The organism is Zafaria sp. Z1313, from assembly GCF_050563205.1.
Lineage (GTDB): Bacteria > Actinomycetota > Actinomycetes > Actinomycetales > Micrococcaceae > JAZDCJ01.
Window position 1 is genome coordinate 36,163 of the sequence record NZ_JBNWUK010000008.1, and the last position, 22,672, is coordinate 58,834.

The 22,672-nt window shown below is 71.7% G+C and carries 21 protein-coding genes; 13 read left to right on the forward strand and 8 right to left on the reverse strand.

Features of this window, described 5'->3' with window-relative positions:
• Positions 1–82 precede the first annotated feature (82 nt).
• On the forward strand, positions 83–1,000 hold the full coding sequence (locus ACQ3I4_RS09640) for a phosphodiesterase (protein ID WP_329862361.1): 918 nt from the start codon (positions 83–85) through the stop codon (positions 998–1,000).
• Here ACQ3I4_RS09640 and ACQ3I4_RS09645 read toward each other — a convergent pair.
• From ACQ3I4_RS09645 to ACQ3I4_RS09660, 4 genes are read right to left on the reverse strand one after another with little or no spacing between them, the layout of a single operon-like run.
• Entirely contained in the window at positions 990–1,931 is a 942-nt protein-coding gene (locus tag ACQ3I4_RS09645; protein ID WP_329862359.1) for a DMT family transporter, read from the reverse strand. The genes ACQ3I4_RS09640 and ACQ3I4_RS09645 overlap by 11 nt on opposite strands.
• Complete coding sequence (locus ACQ3I4_RS09650) at positions 1,928–2,509, reverse strand: TetR/AcrR family transcriptional regulator (RefSeq protein ID WP_329862357.1); 582 nt, start codon at positions 2,507–2,509, stop codon at positions 1,928–1,930. The genes ACQ3I4_RS09645 and ACQ3I4_RS09650 overlap by 4 nt, the downstream gene beginning before the upstream one ends.
• Before the next feature lie 39 nt (positions 2,510–2,548).
• Entirely contained in the window at positions 2,549–4,189 is a 1,641-nt protein-coding gene (locus ACQ3I4_RS09655) for a stealth conserved region 3 domain-containing protein (RefSeq protein ID WP_430633445.1), read from the reverse strand.
• Positions 4,190–4,669, reverse strand: coding sequence for a MarR family winged helix-turn-helix transcriptional regulator (locus tag ACQ3I4_RS09660; RefSeq protein ID WP_329862355.1), 480 nt, complete (start codon positions 4,667–4,669; stop codon positions 4,190–4,192).
• A 55-nt stretch (positions 4,670–4,724) separates the two neighbouring features.
• Here ACQ3I4_RS09660 and pyrE point away from each other — a divergent pair, with 55 nt between their 5' ends.
• Positions 4,725–5,285 (forward strand): orotate phosphoribosyltransferase, encoded by a 561-nt coding sequence (gene pyrE / locus ACQ3I4_RS09665; protein ID WP_329862353.1) that lies wholly within the window; start codon positions 4,725–4,727, stop codon positions 5,283–5,285.
• On the opposite strand, the gene ACQ3I4_RS09670 is transcribed toward pyrE, so the two are convergent.
• From ACQ3I4_RS09670 to ACQ3I4_RS09685, 4 genes are all read right to left on the reverse strand, one after another.
• Complete coding sequence (locus ACQ3I4_RS09670; protein ID WP_329862351.1) at positions 5,282–6,070, reverse strand: HAD-IIA family hydrolase; 789 nt, start codon at positions 6,068–6,070, stop codon at positions 5,282–5,284. The genes pyrE and ACQ3I4_RS09670 overlap by 4 nt on opposite strands.
• A 105-nt stretch (positions 6,071–6,175) precedes the next feature.
• Positions 6,176–7,483, reverse strand: a complete 1,308-nt coding sequence (locus tag ACQ3I4_RS09675) for a TRAP transporter large permease (RefSeq protein ID WP_329862349.1) — start codon at positions 7,481–7,483, stop codon at positions 6,176–6,178.
• A gap of 2 nt (positions 7,484–7,485) precedes the next feature.
• Positions 7,486–7,992 (reverse strand): TRAP transporter small permease, encoded by a 507-nt coding sequence (locus tag ACQ3I4_RS09680; RefSeq protein WP_329862347.1) that lies wholly within the window; start codon positions 7,990–7,992, stop codon positions 7,486–7,488.
• A complete protein-coding gene (locus tag ACQ3I4_RS09685) occupies positions 7,989–8,999 on the reverse strand; it encodes a TRAP transporter substrate-binding protein (RefSeq protein WP_329862345.1) in 1,011 nt (336 codons plus the stop codon). Before ACQ3I4_RS09685 ends, ACQ3I4_RS09680 begins: the two co-directional genes overlap by 4 nt.
• A 196-nt stretch (positions 9,000–9,195) precedes the next feature.
• Here ACQ3I4_RS09685 and ACQ3I4_RS09690 point away from each other — a divergent pair, with 196 nt between their 5' ends.
• The 11 genes from ACQ3I4_RS09690 to ACQ3I4_RS09740 all read left to right on the forward strand — a co-directional run bounded on the left by ACQ3I4_RS09690 (position 9,196) and on the right by ACQ3I4_RS09740 (position 22,610).
• Positions 9,196–10,212 (forward strand): LacI family DNA-binding transcriptional regulator, encoded by a 1,017-nt coding sequence (locus ACQ3I4_RS09690; RefSeq protein WP_329862343.1) that lies wholly within the window; start codon positions 9,196–9,198, stop codon positions 10,210–10,212.
• A gap of 77 nt (positions 10,213–10,289) precedes the next feature.
• On the forward strand, positions 10,290–11,699 hold the full coding sequence (gene uxaC / locus ACQ3I4_RS09695) for a glucuronate isomerase (protein WP_329862341.1): 1,410 nt from the start codon (positions 10,290–10,292) through the stop codon (positions 11,697–11,699).
• Between the two features lie 5 nt (positions 11,700–11,704).
• Positions 11,705–13,174: a mannitol dehydrogenase family protein gene (locus tag ACQ3I4_RS09700; protein ID WP_430633483.1), complete on the forward strand. Its 1,470-nt coding sequence runs from the start codon at positions 11,705–11,707 to the stop codon at positions 13,172–13,174.
• Positions 13,175–13,218: 44 nt separating this feature from the next.
• Positions 13,219–14,448, forward strand: a complete 1,230-nt coding sequence (gene manD / locus ACQ3I4_RS09705; protein ID WP_329862339.1) for a D-mannonate dehydratase ManD — start codon at positions 13,219–13,221, stop codon at positions 14,446–14,448.
• Positions 14,445–14,981 carry a gluconokinase gene (locus ACQ3I4_RS09710; RefSeq protein ID WP_329862337.1) on the forward strand — a complete coding sequence of 179 codons (537 nt, stop codon included), beginning with the start codon at positions 14,445–14,447 and terminating at the stop codon, positions 14,979–14,981. Before manD ends, ACQ3I4_RS09710 begins: the two co-directional genes overlap by 4 nt.
• A gap of 107 nt (positions 14,982–15,088) precedes the next feature.
• Positions 15,089–15,943 (forward strand): sugar phosphate isomerase/epimerase family protein, encoded by an 855-nt coding sequence (locus ACQ3I4_RS09715; RefSeq protein WP_329862335.1) that lies wholly within the window; start codon positions 15,089–15,091, stop codon positions 15,941–15,943.
• Positions 15,936–17,009 (forward strand): Gfo/Idh/MocA family protein, encoded by a 1,074-nt coding sequence (locus ACQ3I4_RS09720; RefSeq protein ID WP_329862333.1) that lies wholly within the window; start codon positions 15,936–15,938, stop codon positions 17,007–17,009. The genes ACQ3I4_RS09715 and ACQ3I4_RS09720 overlap by 8 nt, the downstream gene beginning before the upstream one ends.
• A gap of 268 nt (positions 17,010–17,277) precedes the next feature.
• Positions 17,278–18,816 (forward strand): ABC transporter substrate-binding protein, encoded by a 1,539-nt coding sequence (locus tag ACQ3I4_RS09725; protein ID WP_329862331.1) that lies wholly within the window; start codon positions 17,278–17,280, stop codon positions 18,814–18,816.
• A gap of 67 nt (positions 18,817–18,883) precedes the next feature.
• Positions 18,884–19,825, forward strand: a complete 942-nt coding sequence (locus tag ACQ3I4_RS09730) for an ABC transporter permease (protein WP_329862327.1) — start codon at positions 18,884–18,886, stop codon at positions 19,823–19,825.
• On the forward strand, positions 19,822–21,750 hold the full coding sequence (locus ACQ3I4_RS09735; protein WP_329862325.1) for a dipeptide/oligopeptide/nickel ABC transporter permease/ATP-binding protein: 1,929 nt from the start codon (positions 19,822–19,824) through the stop codon (positions 21,748–21,750). Before ACQ3I4_RS09730 ends, ACQ3I4_RS09735 begins: the two co-directional genes overlap by 4 nt.
• Positions 21,750–22,610: an ATP-binding cassette domain-containing protein gene (locus tag ACQ3I4_RS09740; RefSeq protein ID WP_329862323.1), complete on the forward strand. Its 861-nt coding sequence runs from the start codon at positions 21,750–21,752 to the stop codon at positions 22,608–22,610. Before ACQ3I4_RS09735 ends, ACQ3I4_RS09740 begins: the two co-directional genes overlap by 1 nt.
• The last annotated feature ends 62 nt before the right edge of the window (positions 22,611–22,672 follow it).

Consider the following 22,672-nt stretch of genomic DNA (forward strand, 5'->3'; position numbering starts at 1 on the left):
GGTTCATTCCCTGTTCAGCGCGAGTCTGCTTGGATGGGGTGAAGTGGAGCCGAACCGACCCCCGCGACGAAAGAAGCAGGTCATGGACACCATCCGGCCCGAGCATCCCCGCCCGGAGCACTTCCTGCTGCACCTGAGCGACACGCACCTCGTCGGGGGCGGCGTCCCGTTGGCGGGCACCCTGGATTCGGAGGCGAGGCTTCGCCGCATCCTCGACGAGCTCGAGGCCTCGGGCGCCCGCCCGGAGGCGCTCGTCTTCACGGGGGACCTCGCGGACAAGGGCGAGCCGACGGCGTATGCGCGGCTACGCGCCGTCGTCGAACCCGCGGCCGAACGCCTTGGCGCCCGGGTGATCTGGGCGATGGGCAACCACGACGACCGGGCGAACCTGCGCGAGTGCCTCCTCGACGAGGGCCGCGATTCCGCGCCGCTGGACCGCGTGTACTGGCTCGGGGGCCTGCGCGTCATCACCCTGGACACCACGGTGCCCGGCGCGCATCACGGCGCCCTGAGCACGGTCCAGCTGGAGTGGCTCGCGGACGCCCTCGCGACGCCGGCGCCGGAGGGCACGCTCCTGGCCTTGCACCATCCGCCGGTGCCGAGCGTGCAGCCGCTCGCGATCCTCGTGGAGCTGCGCGGGCAGGCGGCGCTCGCCGAGGTGCTGCGGGGGAGCGACGTGCGGGCGATCCTCGGCGGGCACCTGCACTATTCGACGCATTCGACGTTCGCGGGGATCCCCGTCTCGGTCGCCTCGGCCACGTGCTACACCCAGGACCTCGCGGGCCCCCTGGACGCGTCGACCGGGATCCGGGGCACGCGCGGGCGCGACGCGGCGCAGGCCTACAACCTGGTCCACGTCTACCGGGACGCGGTCGTCCATTCGGTCGTGCCGGCAGCCGGCGGCGCGCTGGTGGGGCAGGAGCATTCCCCGCGGGACGTCGCCCGGATCCTCGCCGAGCACGGGATCCAGTACGACGCCGGGGCCCAGCTCACGTCGTAGTCCCGCCGCCCGCGGGGCTGCCGGGGACGACGGACGTCGGCTGCGTGTTCACGGGGGCGAGTGCCAGGACCACGAGGGCGGCCGCGATGATGCCGAGCCCGGTCCAGCCGGCCGCTCCGAGGCGTTCGCCGACGACGATCACGGCGAGGACCGCGGCCACGGCGGGCTCGCCGAGGGTGACGGTCGTGGCCGTGCTCGCCGCGACGCGCTGGAGCCCGTAGCCGAACAGCAGGTAGCCCAGGAACATGGGCACGAGCGCCATGTAAGCGGCCACGGCGAACGACTGCGGCTCGGCCAGCAGGGGAGCGCCCGTGGCGAGCAGGACGGGCATGAGCAGCAGCCCGCCGCTGCCGAACACCGAGCCCATGGCGGCCGCCCGGCCGATGCCGGCGTCGAGCAGGCGGCGCACGCACCACGAGTAGCAGGCGTACGTCGCACCGGCGACGAGCCCGAGCGCGATGCCGGCCAGGGCGGGCAGCGCGTCCGCGGGGTCGCCGGCCATCTTCGACGCGCACAGCAGCGCGCTGCCGGCGACGCCGAGCCCCGCGGCGAGCACCCACCAGCGGCTCACCGGCGCCCGTTGGACGAGCCACTCGAGCACGCCCGAGGCAAGCGGCGCCGAGGCGAGCGAGACCACCGTGCCGAGGGCCACTCCGGCCAGGTGCATGGAGCTGTAGAAGGCCAGGGGGTAGACGGCCACGGCCACGGCGCCGACCGCGACGAGGCGCCGGTTCTCCCGAAGCCGTCCGCGGGCGGCGCGGAGCGCGGGCAGGGCGATGAGCGCCTGCAGGAGCCCGCCGATGCCGAGGGCCGCCGCGCCGATCGCGAGCGGTCCGGCGTCCGGGGCGAACGTCGCGGCCGTTCCCGTGGTGCCCCACAGGACCGAGGTGGCCGAGATCGCGGCGAGGGCGGCCAGACGCTCGCGGTTCACGCCGCGTCCACGAGAGCGCCGGCGATCTCCCGTGCGCGGATCAGGCGTTCCGCGGTGCCCTCCAGCCCCGAGCGGGCGACAGCCCCCTCGAGGAGGAAGGCCAACTGCTCCGCCAGGGCCGCCCCGCGAGCGGCGCCGAGCGGCCCGGTGAGGGCGTCGGTCAGGACTTCCTCGACCTCTTCCTTGTGGCGACGGACGGCGGCCCGGCCGGGTGAGCCGGCCGGGAGCTCGGCGGCCGCGTTGAGCAGTCCGCACCCCCGGAATCCCTGGGCGTAGGCGGACTCGGCGTGGTCGATGTAGGCGTCGAAGACCGCCAGCACGCGCCCCCGCGCCGTCGTCGCGTCCCGCAGCCGTGCCTCGTAGAGCCCCAGCCACTCCCGGTGCCGCTCGGTGAGGTAGGCGAGCACGAGTTCGTCCTTCGATGAGAAGTTGTTGTAGAGGCTCTTGCGGGCCACCCCCGCGCGGGCGGTGATCGAGTCGATGCCGCTCGCCGCGACGCCGTTCGCGTAGAAGAGCTCCGCGGCCGCGGCCAACAACCTGTCGCGGGCCGGGCGTTCCCGGGGTGATGACGTCGACATGGCACCTCCTGAATGAGTAGATAGACCAGTCTACCTACTCTAGGTGCCTCCTGGGGCCTCGCGTCGTTCCCACGGGGCCGGGATGGGGAAGTAGCGCTCGAGGAAGCCGACGACGCGCTCCTGCCGCTCCCTGGCCCCGACCTCCGGGAAGCTGCCGTCGTTGAGGCAGAAGAAGTCCTGGTTGCGCTTGCGCAGGAGCTTGCCGAGGGAGTCCAGCCCCGAGTACATCGTGGTGTCGACGTACTTCACCTTGGCGCCGACCTTTGTCACGGCCCGCCCCGTGAGCAGCGCGTAGTAGTGGTAGAGCGAGTTCGTGACGGAGATGTTGTCCTTGGCCCGGAAGCGGCTCGCGGCCGTCGCGGCGAACTCCGCCGCGAACACCTCCTCCATCTCCAGCAGCACGCTGCGCCGCAGCGGCGCGGCCGTGTGCTCGAGGTGGCGCGTGGTGATCCGGCCGAAGCGGTCGTGCAGGAGCCGCCGGTTCACGCGCGCCGCGTTCTCGAAGCCCGAGCGGTCCAGGTGGTTGTCCCCGAGCCCGATCCGCGTCCCGGCCTCCACGAACTTGGTGATCCCGCCGGGGGAGAAGAACATGTCGGGGCCGAGCGGGCGGCCGAAGAACATGTCGTCGTTGGAATACAGGAAGTGCTCGGAGAGGCCCGCGACGTGCTGCAGCTGCGCCTCGACGGCCTGCGAGTTGAACGTCGGCAGCACGGACGGGTCCTTGAAGTGGTCCGCGGCCCGCACCACCGTGATCCCCGGGTGCTCCGGATCCAGCCACGCGGGCGGCTCCGAGTCCGTGCAGATGAAGATGTGCCGGATCCACGGGGCGAACATGTGCACGCTGCGCAGCGCGTACTTGAGCTCGTCGATCTGGCGGTAGCGCGCCTCGGCGTCGTCGCCCTCGCCCACCACGGCGTGCTCCATGAAGGAGGCGCGGTAGCGCTGGAATCCGGGGTTGTTGCCGTCGACCCACGAGAAGACGATGTCGATCGGGAAGTCGATGTCCGTGGCGTGGTCCGCGAACATGTTCTCGATGGTCGGCCACTCGAGCCCGAAGCGCTTGACGGTGCCGCGCACGACCTCGCCGGCCGGGACCGTGGCCCGGGTCAGCGAGTTCTCGATCGGCAGCTGCAGGTTCCCGTCGTCGTCCCACTTCCACAGCTCGATCTGCACGCCCGTGCCCTGCCCGTAGTGCAGGTGGCCCTCGGTGTCGATCCGCGGGCGGTAGAGGCGGAACATCCGGGCCTTGGTGCTCGTGGCCAGCTGGCCGTCCGCGACGAGGAGGGCCTTGTCCTTGCGCGCGTCGACGGTGAGCGAGTAGAAGGGCTCGTCCTGGAAGGCCTCGACGAGCGCCGAGCGGAGCTTCTTCCGCAGCTCCCAGCCCACCGCGATCACGGGGCGGGCGTCGTTGCCGCGGACCAGGAGGTAGGCGATGCCCGCGTCCTCGAGCACCGAGCGGACGGCGAGGAGGTCGGCCACCATCGCCTCGTGCGGCGTCATGTCCCGGTGGACGACGGCGAAGCGTCCCTTCGCGCGCACGACGTCCTCCCGTCCGGCGAACCGGGCGCTCGCCGCGGCGGAGGTGACCTCGCGGACCGGCGCCGGCCCCCCGTCCGGTTCGGGGGCGGCATGGTAGACCTCGCCCGGGGTGACGGCCTCCCCGGCGATGCCTGCGGACACCTAGGCGTCCCGTCCGGCGTCGGACGCGGATCCCGGGGCGGTGCCGGACGGATCGTCCCAGCCGAGGTTCAGGGCCATGCGGCGCAGCGAGGCGACCGTCGTGGCGTAGTCCTCCTCGCTGATGCCCGCGCTGGACTCCTCCCGCATGGCATCGACGATCGCGGTGAGGCGGTCCAGGCTCGTGGCCCCGCGCTCGGTGAGGGTGAACGTGCTGCCCTGCTCGGCGACCCAGCCGGACTCGACGAGCTCGGCGAGGTGCTCCGACGGGCTCGACGGCTCGCCGTCGGGCGCCGGTTCCCCGAAGAACGGGGCGAGCGCGGCCGTGAGCTCGCCGCCCGAGGCCGGGCCGCGGGAGAGCACGTTGAGCAGCTGCCATTGGCGCCGCGTCACGCCGTGCTCCTCGAGGGAGACGGTGAACTGCTCCGAGATGAGCGAATCCACCAGCTTGAGCCAGTATCCGAGGGGTCGCTGAGCGTTCATGCCCCCAGACTATCCCCGGCCCGCCCGGCTGTCTCGGGACACTAGAATCGTGACCATGACTTCCGCGCCCGACGCCCGCTCCCGCCTGCTCGAACTCATCACCGAACTCGCCGTGGTCCGCGGCAAGGTGGTCCTCTCCTCCGGCAAGGAGGCCGACTACTACATCGACCTGCGCCGCGTGACACTGCACCACGAGGCGTCCCCGCTCGTCGGCGAGGTCATGCTGGGCCTGCTGGACGACGCCGGGATCTCCTTCGAGTCCGCCGGCGGGCTGACGATGGGCGCCGACCCCGTCGGGACCGCGCTCATGCACTCGGCCGGCGCCGCCGGGCGGACGGTCGACGCGTTCGTGGTGCGCAAGGCGCAGAAGTCCTACGGCATGGGCCGCCAGGTCGAGGGCCCCTCCGTCGAGGGGCGCGACGTCGTCGTCCTCGAGGACACCTCCACGACGGGCGGCTCCGCGCTCACGGCCGTCGAGGGCGTGCGCAAGGCCGGCGGCAACGTCGTCGCCGTCGCCGTGATCGTGGACCGGGACACGGGCGCCAAGGAGCGCATCGAGTCCGAGGCCGGCGTCCCATACCTCTACGCGTTCGGCCTGGACGAGCTGGGGCTCTAGAACTCCTCGAGCAGTTCCGCCACGGAGGGGAAGGTGGCGTCCGGGCGGAACGGGAACGTCTCGACGTCGCCGGGCTGCGTGATGCCCGTGTGCACCAGGACCGTGAAGAGCCCGGCCTCCATGCCCGCGACGATGTCGGTGTCCATGCGGTCCCCGATCATCGCCGTCGTCTCCGAATGCGCCTCGATCCGGTTCAACGCCGAGCGGAACATCATCGGGTTCGGCTTGCCCACGATGTAGGGCTGGCGGTTCGTCGCCGCCGTGATGAGCGCGGCGACGGCCCCTGTCGCCGGGAGCGGCCCCTCGGCCGAGGGCCCCGTGGCGTCGGGATTGGTCGCGATGAAACGCGCCCCGCCCTCGATGAGCCGGATCGCCCGCGTGATGGCCTCGAAGGAGTAGGTGCGCGTCTCGCCGAGGACCACGTAGTCCGGATCCTGGTCGGTGAGGATGAAGCCGGCCTCGTGCAGCGCCGTCGTCAGCCCCGCTTCGCCGATCACGAAGGCGCGCCCGCCCGGCAGCTGCCGCTTCAGGAACTCGGCCGTGGCCAGGGCCGAGGTCCAGATGTTCTCCTCCGGCAGGTGCAGCCCGGACGAGGCGAGCCGGGCCTGCAGGTCCCGCGGGGTGAAGATCGAGTTGTTCGTCAGCACCAGGAACCGCTTGGACGTGTCCACCCAGCGTTGGATCAGCTCCGCGGCGCCGGGGATCGGCCGGTTCTCGTGGACCAGCACCCCGTCCATGTCCGTCAGCCAGCATTCGATGTCCCGGGGTGTGCGCTGTCCGCTCATGGCGTCCTTTCGGTGGAGGATCCGATGCTGCCAGTCTTCCACCCCGGCGCCGTGACCGCGACGCCGGGGTCGGCGCCGCGGTCGCCCCGGACGCGGAGGCCGGTGCTACGGCATCAGGCCCAGCACGCCCGGAAGCCACAGCGAGAGCTGCGGGACGAACGCCACCACGAACAGCATCGCGATCAGTGCGATGAAGAACGGGACGAGCGCTCGGATGACGGGCTCGACGCGCAGGTTCGCGATCCGTGCGCCCACGAACAGGACGTTGCCGACGGGCGGGGTGATGGTGCCCAGGCAGAGGTTGAACGTGACCATGATGCCGAAGTGGATCGGGTCGACGCCGAACTCGGTGACGATCGGCAGGAAGATCGGGACGAAGATCAGGATCGCCGGCGTCGGATCCATGAACGTGCCGATGAGCAGCAGCGTGATCATGATGAGGATCAGGATCACCGACGGGTTGTCCGTCAGCCCCAGCAGCGCCGAGGAGATCGCGGCCGGGATGCCGGAGAACGCCATGACCCAGGCCATGATCGTCGAGACGCCGACGAGCAGCATGACGACGGCGGTCGTGCGGGTCGTGTTGAGGATGATCCCCGGCAGGTCGCGGACCCTGATGGCCCGGTAGGCGAAGGCCAGGACCAGGCAGTAGACGACGGCGATGGCCGCCGACTCGGTCGGCGTGAAGATCCCGGCCAAGATGCCGCCGATGACGACGACGATCATGAGGATCGAGGGCACGGCCCGCCACAGGGTCGTCAGGGCCACGCGCAGTGGCACTGACTCGTTCACGCCGGTGCCGGGGCGCTTGCGGACGTAGAGGTAGACCACCGCCATGCAGGCCACGGCCCAGAGGATCCCGGGGATGTAGCCGGCGACGAAGAGCGTCGCGATCGACGTGCTCGAGACGAGCGAGTAGACGATGAGCGTGTTGCTCGGCGGGAGCAGCATGCCGGAGGGCGCGGAGGCCACGTTGACGGCGGCGGAGAAGTCGCGGTCGTAGCCCTCCTTGGCCTGGCGCGGGCCGATCACGCCGCCGACGGCCGCGGCGGAGGCCACAGCGGCGCCGGAGACGGAACCGAAGAGGGCGTTGGCGACGACGTTCGTCTGCGCGAGCGAGCCCGGCATGCGCCCCACGAGCACCTTGGCGGCATCGATGAGGCGGGCGGCGATCCCGCCGTTGTTCATGAGCACGCCGGCGAGAATGAAGAACGGGATGGCCAGGAGGGCGAACGAGTTCACGCCCGTGAAGAGCCTCTGGGCCGCGACGAACGAGGCCTTCTCGAGGCCGATGACGGCCGCGACGGCGACGAACGCGGAGAAGCCGACGGCGACGGCGATCGGCACGCGGGCCAGGAGGAGGACGGCGATGCCGACGATCAGGACGATGCCTGCGACGAGTGCGGGATCCATGCTCACACCGCCTCCCGGATCTCTTCGCCGTCGTCCGGCAGGCCGCGCCCGCGGAGCGCCTCGACGAGGTGCAAGAGCGAGTACAGCATCGTGATGGCGCCGGAGACCGGCAGGGCCAGGTACATCATCCCGACGCTCACGGGCAGGCCCGAGACCTTCTGCGTCCACGTCAGGTCCACGCCGCGCAGCCCGCCCCAGAAGAGCACGAGCGCCGCGAAGGCGAACACGATCCCGTTCACGGCGGCCTCGAGCCACCGCTTGTCGTTGACGCCGAGGATCCGGGTCATGAAGTCCACCGCGATGTGCTCCTTCTCGGAGAACACCCAGGCGGCGCCGAAGAGGGCGAGCCAGACGAACAGGTACTGGGCGACGGAGGTGGTCCATGTCGCGGGGGCGTTGAGGACCTGGCGGCTGAAGACCTGCCAGACGACGACGGCCACGAGGGAGGTGAACAGGACGATGCACAGCCACTTCAGGGCGGTGTCGAGGACGTTCTTGACGGTGCTCACCGGGCGGCCTCCTGGATGGCGTCGAACAGTTCGCGGTCCGCGGTCCCGCGCAGGGCGGATTCGACGACGGGGGCCAGGGCCTCGGCGAATGCCTCCTCGTCGACCTCGTTGAAGACGGTTCCGCGGGACTCGGCGCGCGCGATCGCCGCCTCGGTCTCCTGCTTCCACAGCTCGGTGTGCTCGGTGACGGTCTCGTCCCAGGCGCGGTCGAAGACCTCTCGATCCCGGGCCGCCATGCCGTGGTAGGTGTCGGCGTTGACGAGCATGTAGTCCAGGCCCACGAGGTGCCGGGTCAGGGCCACGTGCTGGGCGGCCTCGTTGTGGTTCTGCGTGACGTAGGAGATCTCGTTGTTCTCGGCCCCGTCGAGGACCCCGGACTGCAGCGCCGTGTAGACCTCGCCGTAGGACATCGGCGTGGCGGAGGCGCCCATCGCGTTGACCATCGAGATGTGGACGTCGGACTCCTGGACGCGGACCTTCTGGCCGCGCAGATCGGCGGGCGTGGTCACGGGGCCGCGGACCGTGTAGAGGTTGCGGTCGCCCTGGGTGAGGCCGCCGAGCACGGTCAGGTTCTTCTCCGGCTCGAGCGAGCCGAACAGCTCGCCGACGATGTCCCGGTCCCGCAGGACGGACATCTGGTGGTCGATGCCCTCGAACACGGTCGGCAGGTTCAGCACGCCGAACTCGGGGTTCAGGTTCTCGAGCTGCGTACCGGACGCCACGGCCATGTCGACGGAGCCGTCGCTCACGAGCTGGACGACTTCCTGCTGCGCGCCGAGCGTCTCGTTCGGGTAGACCTTGATGTCCCAGCGGCCGCCCGTGGCCTCGGCGAGGCGCTCGCCGAACGACGTCAGCGCCACGTAGGACGGGTGGGACTCGGACTGGTTGAGGGAGAGGATCAGCGTCTTGCCGTCCTCCGGGGTGCCGGAGACGCCGGCCGAGCACGCGGTCAGTGCGAGCGCGGCCGCCGTGAGCGCGGCGGAGGCGCGCAGAAGGGTGGATCTCATGGTGTGTGGTGCTGCTTTCCGGCCGGTGGTCCTCGACCCCGCGCGCCCCGTGCCGGGGCGACCGGCCCCGTTGGCGGTACTGAAGCATGATGCCCATGCCGCGCCGCCGGAAGCGAGCGGTTGCCATCAGTTGCCATCGGCAACGGCGGCGTCTCGGGGGTGTCGTCCGGGCTGCCGATGCACCAAGATGGAGTCCATGCCCCCACCTGGTGAGACCCCGAAGCCGGCGACGATCTACGACGTCGCGCGCCTGGCCGGCGTCTCGGCGTCGACGGTCTCGCGGGCGTTCGCCCGCCCGGGCCGGGTCAGCTTCGCCACCGCCGAGCGGATCCGCCAGGTCGCCGCCGAGCTGGGCTACCGCTCGGTCGACATGCGCCGCCCCATGGCCGAGGGGCGGCAGCGCCATGGCACGATCGCCCTGGTCATCGCCGACATCTCCAATCCCGTGTTCATCGACATGATCCGCGGCGCGGAGGAGGAGGCGGCGAAGAACAACTACACCATGCTCCTGGCGCACACGCGCGAGTCCGGGATCGTCGAGCGCGAGGCGATCGAGCGGGTCATGGACATCGTCGACGGGATCCTGCTGAGCAGCTCGCGCATGTCCGACGCCGCGATCCGGGCCATGGCCAAGCAGAAGCCCACGCTCGTGATGAACCGCGGTGTCAGCGGCGTCGGCGGGGTGGTCACCGACAACGCCCGCGGGATGCGACGCGCGCTCGAGCACCTCGGCGAGCTGGGCCACCACGAACTGACCTACCTCGCCGGCCCGGAGGCCTCGTGGGCCCACGGGATGCGCTGGCGGGCCCTCAAGGAGGGTGCCCTGGAGCTGGGCCTGAAGGTGTCCATGGTCCAGTGCCCCGCCCCGACGCGCGAAGGCGGGGAGTCGGTGGCCGGGCAGGTCCTCGCCACGGGGACGACGGCGGTGCTCGGCTACAACGACCAGCTCGCCATCGGCTTCATGCGCCGCGCGCAGGCGAGCGGCTACGACGTCCCGGGGGACATCAGCGTCGTGGGCTTCGACAACTCACCGGTCGCCGAGCTGATCACGCCCGGGCTGACGAGCGTGGCCGCGCCCCTGCACGCGCTCGGCGCGGCCGCCGTGCGGAACCTCCTGGTGCTCTCCCACGGGACGGTGCAGGTTCCGGAGCGCCCCGTGGTGCTGCCGACGCGGCTCGTGGTGCGCCGCTCGACGGGTCCGGCCCGCGCCTGACGGACGGCCCGGAGAGGTGTGATGCAACTCATGGCAACTAGTTGCCGTCGCCCCTCCGCGCTCCGGACGATGGATGCATGCCATCCTCGATCGCGAACCATCCCGACCGCCTCCTGCCCGCGGATCCCGGCGTCCGGGAGATCGCCCGCCGACTCCACGCCGCCGTGGAGGAGCTGCCCATCATCTCCCCCCACGGCCACGTCGAGGCCTCCGTCATCGCCGACGACGCCGCGTTCCCCGACCCCACGGCGATGCTCATCAGCCCGGACCACTACGTCACCCGCGTGATGCACGCCGCCGGCGTGCCGCTCGAGGCGCTCCGCGTGGGCGGCACCGACGGCGCGACGCCGCGCGAGGCCTGGCGGACGTTCTGCCGCCACTGGCCGCTCTACGACGGCACGGCGTCCGGGTACTGGCTGCGCCAGGAGTTCGTCGAGGTCTTCGGCATCGACGACGAGGACATCCGCGAGGAGACGGCCGACGCCGTCTACGACGCGCTCGAGGCGAAGATCGCCGAGCCCGGGTTCCGCCCCCGCGCCCTCATGGAGCAGTTCAAGATCGAGGTCCTGGCCACGACCGACGACCCGCTCGCCGACCTCGCCGCCCACGACGCGCTCGCCGCCGACGACTCCTTCGCCCCCCGCGTCCTGCCGACCTTCCGCCCCGACGCCTACACGAAGTTCTGGGTCGACGGCTTCGCCTCTAACGCCGACCGGCTCATCCAGGCCGCGGGCGGCGGCGCCACCGGCTACGACGGCTACCTCGCCGCGATGGCGGCCCGCCGCCGCTACTTCGCCGAGCACGGGGGGGTCTCCTCCGACCACGGCACGCACAACGCGGACACCCTCAAGCTGGACCGCGCGGAAGCCGCCGCGCTCTTCGAGAAGGGCCTCGCCGGGACGGCCACCTTCGCCGAGGGCCTCGCGTTCGAGGCGCACATGATGTACCAGCAGGCCGCGATGGCCGTCGACGACGGCCTCGTGATGACCATGCATGCGGGCGTGCACCGCAACACGCACCCGGGCACGCTCGGCCGCTTCGGCCCCGACACGGGCCACGACATCCCCTTCGGCGTGGACTTCTCCACCGGCCTGCGCCCGCTCCTGGCCGACTTCGGCACGGCCGAGGGCTTCCACTTCATCCCGTTCACGATCGACGAGACCGTGTTCTCCCGCGAGATCGCCCCGCTCGCCGGCTTCTACCCGGCGGTGTTCATCGGCGCCCCGTGGTGGTTCCTGGACGCCCCGGACGCGATGCTGCGCTTCCGCGCCGCCGTGACGGAGACCGCCGGCTTCGCACGCTCCTCCGGCTTCATCGACGACACCCGCGCCTTCTGCTCCATCCCCGCCCGGCACGACGCCTCCCGCCGCGTCGAGGCCGCGTTCCTGGCCCGGCTCGTCGCCGAGCACCGGATCACGGAGGAACGCGCCGCCGAAGTCGTCGTCGACCTCGTTGACGGCGCCCCGCGACGGGCGTTCAAGCTGTGAGCGCCGTGGAGGCGGCCGTCCGGCCGCTCAATGCCGAGACGTACGACGCCGGGACGCGCCCCGCCGCGCGGATCGTGCACCTGGGCCTCGGGGCCTTCCACCGGGCGCACCAGGCCTGGTACACCGAGGAGGCCGGCGACGGCTGGGGCATCGCGGCCTTCACGGGCCGCAGCGCCGACGCCGCCCGGCAGCTCTCCGCCCAGGATGGGCTCTACACGCTCGTGGAGCGCACCGCCGAGGGCGACCGCTGCCGCGTCATCGGCTCGATCGTCGAGGCGCACGACGGCGCGGACCTCCAGGCCCTCGCCACGCTCCTGGCCCACCCGGACACGGCGATCGTCACCCTCACGGTCACCGAGGCCGGCTACCGCCTGGCCGCCGGCGGGGAGCCCGCGCTCGACGCCGCGGACGAGCTCGTCGCCGCCGACGCCGCGGCGCTCGCCGCGCACTACGAGGGCGGCAGCTTCACGCTCGGAGCCCACGGTCTCGACGGCCGCGTGGTGCGCACCGTCGCGGGCCGCCTCGTGGTGGGCCTCGCCGCCCGCCGCGCCGCCGACGGCTGGCCGCTCGCCGTCGTCTCGTGCGACAACCTGCCCGGCAACGGGGCCGCCGCGAAGGCCTCCCTGCTGGGGATGGCCCGGCTCGTGGACCCGCTGCTCGCCGGCTGGATCGAGGAGAACGTGTCCTTCGTGGACACCTCGATCGACCGCATCACCCCCCGCACGACGGACGCCGACCGGGCGGCCGTCGCGGAGGCCACGGGGTACGACGACGTGTCCCCCGTGGTCACGGAGCCCTTCAGCTCCTGGGTGCTGGCGGGGGACTTCCCGGCCGGACGCCCTGCCTGGGAGAAGGCCGGCGCCGTGTTCGTCGAGGACCTCGAGGCGTTCGAGCGCCGCAAGCTGTGGCTGCTCAACGGCGCCCACTCGCTCATGGCCTACGCGGGACGGCTGCGCGGCCACGCGACCGTCGCCGACGCACTCGCCGATCCGGCCGTGTCCGCCTGGGTCGAGGAGTTCTGGGACGCCGCCGCCGCGCACCTGACGGCCCCCGAGCTCGACGTCCCCGCCTACCGGGCCGCCCTGCGGGAGCGCTTCGAGAACCCGCGGATCGCCCACCACTTGTCCCAGATCGGTATGGACGGCACGCTCAAGCTCGCCGCCCGCGCCGTCCCCGTCTACCGGGCCGAGCGGGAGGCCGGCCGCGCCGGAACCGCCGCGCTGCGCCCAATCGCCGCCTGGATGGACCAGGTCTGCGCCCAGCTCGCCGCCGGCGAGGACGTCCACGATCGGGCCGCGGGCCGCATCGCCGAGGCCGCCGCCCAGGGCGGGCAGGGCGCGGAAGGCGGGGCCCCGGCGTCGTCCTCCGATCCCGCGCAGACCACCGCCCTCCTCGCCCTCGTCGACTCCGGGCTCGCCTCCGAGCCCGCCACCGCCTCCGCCGTGCACGCGCTGCGCGGCACCCTCACCCGCTGAACCACGTCGGCGCGCCGCCGCGCCGCCCCGAGAGGAAGAACCCCATGAAGATCATCAAGGCCGAGGTCTACGTCACGAGCCCCTCGCGCAACTTCGTCACCCTGCGCGTCGAAACCGACGAGGGCGTCGTCGGCATCGGCGACGCGACCCTGAACGGCCGCGAGCTCGCCGTCGCCGCGTACCTCAAGGAGCACGTCGCCCAGCTGCTCATCGGCAAGGACCCGCACCGCATCGAGGACACCTGGCAGTTCCTCTACCGCTCCTCCTACTGGCGCCGCGGCCCCGTCACCATGGCCGCGATCGCCGCCGTCGACATGGCCCTGTGGGACATCAAGGGCAAGGTCGCGAACCTGCCCGTCTACCAGCTGCTCGGCGGCGCCTCCCGCACCGGACTGCGCGCCTACGGCCACGCCTCCGGCACGGACATCCCGCAGCTGTTCGACTCCATCCGCGAGCACCTGGAGCTGGGCTATAAGTCCATCCGCGTGCAGACGGCCATCCCGGGTGTGAAGGCCGTCTACGGCGTCGCTGCCCAGGCCCAGTCCTCCGGCGAACGCTACGACTACGAGCCGGCCGGGCGCGGCGCGTTCCCCGCCGAGGAGGACTGGGACACACGCGCCTACCTGCGCCACCTGCCCACCGTCTTCGAGGCGGTCCGCAACGAGTTCGGCCCCGAGATCCCGCTCCTGCACGACGGCCACCACCGGATGACCCCCATCCAGGCCGCCAAGCTCGGCAAGGCCCTGGAACCGTACGACCTGTTCTGGCTCGAGGACTGCACCCCGGCCGAGAACCAGGAGGGCCTGCGGCTCGTCCGCCAGCACACCACCACCCCGCTCGCCATCGGCGAGGTCTTCAACACCGTGTACGACTACCAGACGCTCATCAAGGAGCAGCTGATCGACTACGTGCGCGCCGCCTCCACCCACTTCGGCGGGATCTCCCCGCTCAAGAAGGTCATGGACTTCGCCGCGCAGTACCAGATCAAGTCCGGCTTCCACGGGCCCACGGACATCTCGCCGATCGGCTTCGCCGCCCAGCTGCACGTCGGCCTGGCGATCCACAACTACGGCATCCAGGAGTACATGCAGCACTCGCCGGCCACGAACGAGGTCTTCCACCAGACCATGACGTTCACCGACGGCTACCTGCACCCGGGCGACGCGCCGGGCATCGGCGTGGAGTTCAATGTCGAGGCGGCCCAGAAGTACCCGTACCAGCAGGCCTACCTGCCGTACAACCGCCTGGCCGACGGAACGGTCCACGACTGGTGAGCGGGCACGAGGCCGGTCCCGGCCGCCGCGTGGTGGTCATGGGCGTCTCCGGCTGCGGCAAGAGCACGGCCGGCGCCCTGCTGGCCGGGCACCTGGGCGGGGCGTTCAACGACGGAGACGCGCTGCACCCGCCGGCGAACATCGCCAAGATGAGCGCCGGGACGCCGCTGGACGACGCCGACCGGGAACCCTGGCTGCGCCAGATCGGCCAGGTCCTCGGTGAGGCGGCCGCGGCGGGGGAGACCCTCGTCATCGGCTGTTCCGCGCTCAAGCGCTCCTACCGGGACCTGATCCGCGATGCCGCTCCGGATACGGTGTTCGTGCACCTGCACGGCGACCGCGCGCTGCTGGAACAGCGGCTCCAGTCCCGGCCGGGGCATTTCATGCCACCGAGCCTGCTCGACTCGCAGCTCGAGACGCTCGAGCCGCTCGGCGCGGACGAGGCCGGGGCGGTCTTCGACATCTCCGAGTCCGCCGCCGAACTGGCCCGGGCGGCGCACCGCTGGCTCGCCGGGATCCCGGCCGGCACCTAGTCCTCCCGGCCCGCTCGGCACACGCCGCCCGGGCCGGGGCACCACCCGATGCGGGCCGGAGAGCGGCCCCGCCGCTCTTGGCAACGACGCACGAAAGGCTGCACCCGATGAACGCACCCACGAGCCAGGCCCCGTCCTGGACCCTGTCCGGCTTCGGCGACGAGGTGGACCCCGATCCCGCGCTGCAGGCGGCCGTGCTGCTGGCCCTCGGCGCCACCCACATCGAGGTCCGCTCCGCCTGGGGCGTCAACGTCGCCGAGTTCGACGACGCCACGACCGCCCGGCTCAAGGAGGTCCTCGACGCCCAGGGCCTCAAGGTCTCCGCCATCGCCTCGCCGATCGGCAAGGTCCCGGCCGCCGCGCCGTCCGCCGACGAGCTCGAGCGGCTGCGCCGCGTCATCCGGACCGCGCAGGCCCTCGGGACCCGCTACATCCGGATCTTCTCCTTCTACCCCGCCGAGGGGCAGGGGCCCGAGGACATCCGCGACGCCGTCCTGGAGCGGCTGCGGCTCTTCGCCGCGGAGGCCGAGGCCGCCGGCGTGGTCCTGGTCCACGAGAACGAGAAGGGCATCTACGGCGACACCCCGGAGCGGGTCCTGGACCTCATGGAGTCCGTGGACTCCCCGGCGCTCCGGGTCGCGTGGGACAACGCGAACTTCGTGCAGGTCGGGGTGCGCCCCTACACCGACGGCTACGCGATGCTGCGCCCCTACCTCGAGTACTTCCAGGTCAAGGACGCCATCGCCGAGACCGGGGCCGTCGTCCCCTCGGGCGAGGGCGACGGCGAGCTGCGGGAGACCATCGCGGCCCTCGCCGCCGACGGCTTCTCCGGCTTCGCCTCGCTCGAGCCGCACCTGGCCCAGGCCCACGAGTTCGGTGGCTTCTCCGGCCCGGTCGCCTACGGCCAGGCCGCCCGCGCGTTCCGCCGCATCGCCGAGGGCGAGGGGGTCTCCCTTGTCTAGCGGGCCGCTGTCCGGCGCGGGCCGTTCCGACGCCCCGGGGGACGGCGCCCCGCGGCGCCTGCGCGCGGCCGTGATCGGATGCGGGGACGTGGCGAGCGTGCACTTCGAGGCGCTCGCCGCGATGGACGACGTCGAGCTCGTCGCCGTCGTCGGGCCCACCGCGGCCCGGCGCGAGGAGGCGGCGCGGCGCTGGGGCATCCCGTCCGACGGCGTGTTCGAGGACCACCGGACGATGCTCGAGACGGCGCGCCCCGACGTCGTACACATCGCCACCCCGCACGCGGCGCACGTCGACGCCGCCCTCGACGCGATCGCGGCCGGGGTCGACGTCCTGATCGAGAAGCCGCTCGCCCACACGCTCGCCGACGGCGAGCGGATCGCGGAGGCGGCCCGCGGCGCCGCCGGACGCGTCGGCGTCTGCTTCCAGAACCGCTACAACGCCACCTCGCGCGAGCTGCGCCGCGTCCTGGACGCCGGCGAGCTCGGCCGCGTGCTCGGCGCCAGCGGGTCCGTGCGCTGGTTCCGCGACGCGGCCTACTTCGCCGCCGCCCCGTGGCGCGGCACGTGGGCCGGATCCGGGGGAGGGGTGCTCATGAACCAGTCCATCCACACCCTGGACCTGCTCCTGTGGCTGCTCGGAGACGCCGTCGAGGTCGCGGGCGGCGTCGGCCGGCGGGCGCTCGACGGGCACATCGAGGTGGAGGACACCGCCGACATCGCGCTCCTCCACGACGGGGGCGTGCGCAGCACGTTCTTCGCCACCAACACCGCGGCCCTGAACTTCCCCGTGCAGCTCGAGGTGCAGGGCGAGGCCGGGAGGATGGTGCTCGACGGCGCGCTCACCGTGGCCCCCGCCGAGGGGCCCGGGCGGACCGTGCGGGAGACGGCGCCGCTCGGCGCCGGGCGCAGCTACTGGGGCGCCTCCCACGCGGCGCTCATCCGGGACTTCTACGACGGGCACGGCAGCGGCGAGCCGTTCTGGATCGGGCCGGAGGAGGCGCTGAAGTCCCTGCGCGTCATCAAGCAGGTCTACGCCCAGGCGCTCGCAGAGGGGGAGTGGGTCTAGCCCCCGCCCACCCGCCCCTTCCCGCAACACTCTCCACTCCTGCGTCGTTCCCAGCTCTGAGAACGACGCAGGACTGGAGAGTGTTGTTGTTTCTGGGGAGGGATGGGGTGCTTGTCACGCGTCGGGCGTCATGGCGAGGGCAACTTCTGGCAACCGATTGCCGCGGTGTTGTGACGCACGTAACTTCGAAGGTGAGCCTGTAGATGCGCCCCAGCTCACATGGGAGTGACGGAACGCCACAGGAGACCACCAGCTCAAGGAGACAACGATGACGTTACGTCGACGCACCGCCCTCTCGGCCGCACTAGCCGCGGGCGTTCTGGCGCTCGCAGGCTGTGGCGGAGGCGGCACCCCCGCTCCCGGCGCCACGGGCGGCGGACAGGCCAGCACCACCCTGACCCTCGGCACGGTCGTGGACGCGACCGCCTGGGATCCGGCCCAGGCCCACGTGGGCCACTACATCCAGATGTACCAGGCGGCCTACGACACGCTCATCAAGCGCGCCCCCGACGGGGAGCTCGAGCCGATGCTCGCCACCGATTGGGAGTGGAACGAGGACAACACCGTCTTCACCCTGAACCTGCGCAGCGACGTCACCTTCAGCGACGGCGCGGCCTTCAACGCCGAGGCCGTCAAGGCGAACCTGGAGCACTTCAAGGAGGCCAACGGCCCGCAGGCCTCGACGATGAACAACGTCGAATCCGTCGAGGTCGTCGACGAGGACACGGTCGCCTACCACCTCTCCGCACCCGACCCGGCGCTCCCGTTCTACCTGGCCAACGCCGCCGGCTTCATGGGCAGCCCCGAGGCGCTGGGTACCGACGAGATCGTGTCCGAGCCCGTCGGCACCGGCCCCTACGTGATCGACAAGGCCTCCACCGTCACCGGCTCCCAGTACACCTTCACGAAGCGCGAGGACTACTGGGCCCCCGAGCTGCAGAAGTTCGACACGGTCGTCTTCAAGTTCATGCAGGACACCACCGCCCGCCTCAACGCCCTGGTCTCGGGCCAGGTGGACGCCGCACTGCTCGATCCGAAGTCCGAGGCGCAGGCCACGGGCGCCGGCATCGAACTGACGACGCTGCCGGTCGACTGGCAGGGACTGTTCCTGTTCGACCGCGCCGGCGAGCAGGTCGAGGCCCTGGGTGACGTGAAGGTCCGCCAGGCCATCAACCACGCGATCGACCGTGAATCGATGCTCCAGGCCATCCTGCAGGGCCGCGGCACCGTGACGAGCCAGATCCTCGGCGAGACCACCGCGGGCTACGACGAGGCGCTGGACTCCTACTACGACTACGACCCGGAGAAGGCCAAGTCCCTCCTGGCCGAGGCCGGCTACGCCGACGGATTCAGCCTGACGCTCCCCGTCTCGCCCGGCTTCGACCCGGTCATCTTCTCCTCGATCGCCCAGCAGCTCGGCGAGGTCGGGATCACGGTCCAGCAGGACAGCGTCCAGGGCAACGACTACCGCAACAACGTCCTGGCCGGCCAGTACCCCGCCGCCTTCTACGGCATCTTCCAGGGAGAGCCCTGGATCGCCGTCGGCCACCACATCGGCCCGAACGCCGCCTTCAACCCGACCGGCTACACCGATGAGACCTCCAAGGCGCTCATCGACCGCATGCAGCAGGGTGGCGAGGACGCGGACGCCGCCGCCAAGGAGCTCGGCCGCTACATCACCGAAGAGGCCTGGTTCGCCCCGTTCTTCCGGGTCGACCAGATGTACTTCAACCGTCCGGGCATCACGGTGGAGCAGCAGATCCAGCAGGCCGTGCCGTCCCTCTACAACTACGCGCCCGCCAGCTAGCGCGCGCTCCCGCGGCGGCCTCCCCCTCCGGAGGCCGCCGCGGGACCCTACCGCGAGGTAAACCACCATGCTGACCTTCATCCTCAGGCGACTGGCCGCGGGCCTCGTCCTCCTGTTCACGATCACCACCATCACCTACGTGATGCTGTACTTCTCGAGCCAGAACATCGCCCGCAACATCCTGGGCGAGTTCGCCACCGCCGAGCAGGTCACGGCCAAGGAGGCCGAGCTCGGCCTCGACCAGCCGCTGGTCGTCCGCTACGGAGAATGGCTCGGCAACGCGGTGACCGGCGACTTCGGCCGCTCCTGGTTCACGAGCGAGCCCGTGCTGCAGGCCCTGACCAACCGGCTCCCCGTGACCCTGACCATCGTCGTCACAGCCCTCGTCGTCGCGGCCGTCCTGGCCGCCATCCTCGGCATCGCCGCCGCCGTGAGGCGCGGCTGGGTGGACCGCGTGGTCCAGGTCTTCTCCCTCGCGGCGGACGCCCTGCCGAGCTTCGTCATCGCGATCGTCCTCGTCACGACCCTCGCCATCCAGGCGCAGCTGTTCCCCGCGACCGGGTTCGTCCCGTTCGCGCAGAACCCGGGCCTCTGGCTGGCCTCGATCACCCTTCCCGTCACGGCCCTGTTGTTCCAGCTCACGGCCTCCGCGGCCCAGCAGTTCCGCAGCGCCATCATCGAGGTCCGCCGCCGCGACTACATCCGCACGCTGCGCAGCCGCGGCCTCGGCGAACGCGAAGTGCTCGTCAAGCACGTCCTCCGGAGCGCGGCACCACCCGCCCTGACCATCCTGTCCCTGCAGTTCGTGGGGCTGCTGGGCGGATCCGTGATCATCGAGCAGATCTTCGCCCTGCCCGGCGTCGGGCCGCTCGCGATCCTCTCCACCACCCAGGGCGACATCCCCGTGGTCATGGGCATCGTGGTCTACACGGTCATCATGGTCATCCTCGTCAACCTGGCCGTCGACCTCCTCAACGGCTGGCTCAACCCCAAGGTGCGTGTCTCATGACGCAGGTCCCCTCCATCCAGGCCGGCACCACGGCCGCCGCCGTCAAGCGGGCGGGAACGCTCAAGCGTCTCCTCACCAACCCGATGGCGATCGTGGCGCTGTTCCTCCTCGTCGTCGTCGGCGGGGCCTGCGCGCTGGCTCCGCTGCTCGCGACCCATGATCCCAACACCGGCAACCTCGCCGTCGTCCTCCAGGGACCGGGCGGCGAGCACCTGCTCGGCACGGACAGCGCCGGCCGCGACGTCTTCAGCCGCCTGCTCTTCGCGGGCCAGACGACGCTCGCCGCGGGCCTGCTCGCCGCGGCCGTCGCCATCGCGATCGGCACCCCCGCCGGCATCGCCGCGGGCTACTACGGCGGCCGCCTCGACTCCGCGGCCTCCTGGATCGCCAACATGCTGATGTCCCTGCCGGGCATCATCATCCTCCTCGCCGTCCGCGCGGCGACCGGCCCGAGCGTCTGGCTGTCCATGGTCGTGTTCGGCGTGCTGCTGGCACCGTCCTTCTTCCGCCTGACCCGCACCGCCGTGCAATCGGTGCGCAACGAGCTCTACGTCGACGCCGCCCGGGTCTCCGGCCTGAGCGACTGGCGCATCATGTCCCGCCACGTCTTCTCAGTGGTCCGGGCGCCGATCATCATCCAGACCGCCATGGTCGCCGGCATCGCGATCGCCATCCAGTCCGTCCTCGAGTTCCTCGGCCTCGGCGACCCGCTCGTGCCGACCTGGGGTGTCATGATGTCCGACGCCTTCCGCAACGTCTACCTGCAGCCGCTCCTGCTCGTCTGGCCCGGTCTCGCGATCGCCGCGATCACCGTGGGCCTGGCCCTGCTGGGCAACGCGCTCCGCGACGCACTCGAGGACGGCCAGAAGTCGCCGAAGGCCCCGAAGCGGCCGAAGGCGCCGCGCGCCGCGGCCTCGCCGCACCCACGGCAGGACGCCGCCGCCGTGGCGGCCGCCGCCGATCCGGGCGGGAAGGGCAGTGTGTTGTCCGTCAAGGGCCTGCGCGTCGGCTACCCGCAGGAGGGCGGCACGCTCAAGACCGTCGTCGAGGACGTCTCGCTGCACGTCGACAAGGGCGAGGTCCTCGGGATCGTCGGCGAGTCGGGGTCCGGCAAGTCGCAGACGGCCTTCTCGATCCTCGGCCTGCTGCCGGAGACGGCGCGGGTCACGGACGGGACCATCCTCTTCGAGGGCGAGCCCCTCCTGATCGCGGGCGACGACGCGCGCAACCGGGCGCGGATCGCCAAGCTGCGCGGCCGCGGGATCGGCTACATCCCCCAGGAGCCCATGAGCAACCTGGACCCGGCGTTCACCGTCGGCTACCAGCTCGTGCGGCCCATGGTGAAGGTCCTCGGCCTGTCCAAGGCGGAGGCGAGGAAGCGCGCCCTCGGCCTGCTCGCCACGGTCGGGATCGTCAATCCGCAGCGCACGTTCGACGCCTACCCGCACGAGATCTCCGGCGGCATGGCCCAGCGCGTGCTGATCGCCGGGGCCGTGTCCTGCGAGCCGCGGCTGCTCATCGCCGACGAGCCGACGACGGCGCTCGACGTCACAGTGCAGGCCGAGGTCCTGGACCTGCTGCGCGAGCTGCGCGAGCGCCTTGGTATGGGCCTGCTCATGGTCACGCACAACTTCGGCGTGGTCTCCGACCTCTGCGACCGCGTCGTGGTCATGCGCCAGGGCACCCTCGTCGAGGAGGGCGACGTCCGCTCGCTGCTGCGCAATCCCCAGCACGAGTACACGCAGCAGCTGCTGGCCTCCACCTTGGAGGGCAAGGAGCCGATGACCATGCTCACGGGCTCCTCGAGCCCCGTCCCGGCCTCGGAGCCGGAGGACGACGCCGGACCCGGCCCGGGTGCCGACGCCGACGGTCCGTTCGGGGGAACCCCGGGCGACGCCGACCGCGAGTTGAAGGGAACCCCGTGATGCAGACCCCCACCACCGATCCGGCCGTCGAGCCGCTCCTGGACGTGCGCGACCTCGTGGTCACGTACCCGATGAAGGGCTGGCGCGCCAAGGGATTCACCGTCCTCCACGGCGTCTCCGCCCAGCTTGGCCAGGGCCGCACCCTGGGCCTCGTCGGCGAGTCGGGTTCCGGCAAGTCGACCCTCGGCCGCGCGATCCTGGGCCTGGCTCCCGTCAGCGGGGGGTCGATCACCTTCGACGGCCGGGACATCTCCCACGCCACGCGCGCGGACCGGCGCAAGCTGAGCCGCGACCTGCAGGTCGTCTTCCAGGACCCGTACACCTCGCTGAACCCGGCGATGACGGTCGGCGACATCCTCGCGGAGCCGCTCTCCGTCCAGGGGCGCACGGCCAGCGCCGCGAAGGTCCGCATCGCCGAACTCCTGGACCACGTGGGCCTTCCCGGGGACTCCGTGGACCGGTTGCCGCGCGAGTTCTCCGGCGGACAGCGGCAGCGCGTCGCGATCGCCCGGGCGCTCGCCCTGGACCCGAAGCTCATCGTCTGCGACGAGCCCGTGTCCGCCCTGGACCTCTCCACGCAGGCCCGCGTCCTGGACCTGCTGCTGCGGATCCAGCAGGAGACCGGCGTGTCCTACCTCTTCGTCTCCCACGACCTCGACGTGGTGCGCCACATCAGCCACGAGGTCTCCGTCATGACGGGCGGGGAGATCGTGGAGCACGGGCCGGCGCGCCAGGTCACGGAGGACCCGCAGCACCCGTACACGCGCAAGCTGCTCATGGCCTCGCCCGTCACGGATCCCGACCAGCAGGCCGGGCGCCGCGAGGAGCGCCGCCGGCTCGCGCTCGAGGGGGCGGCCTGACCCGCCGGCACGGCCCCCGCACCCAGACCAGACCTCTACCGGCCGCCCACGACGGGCGCCAG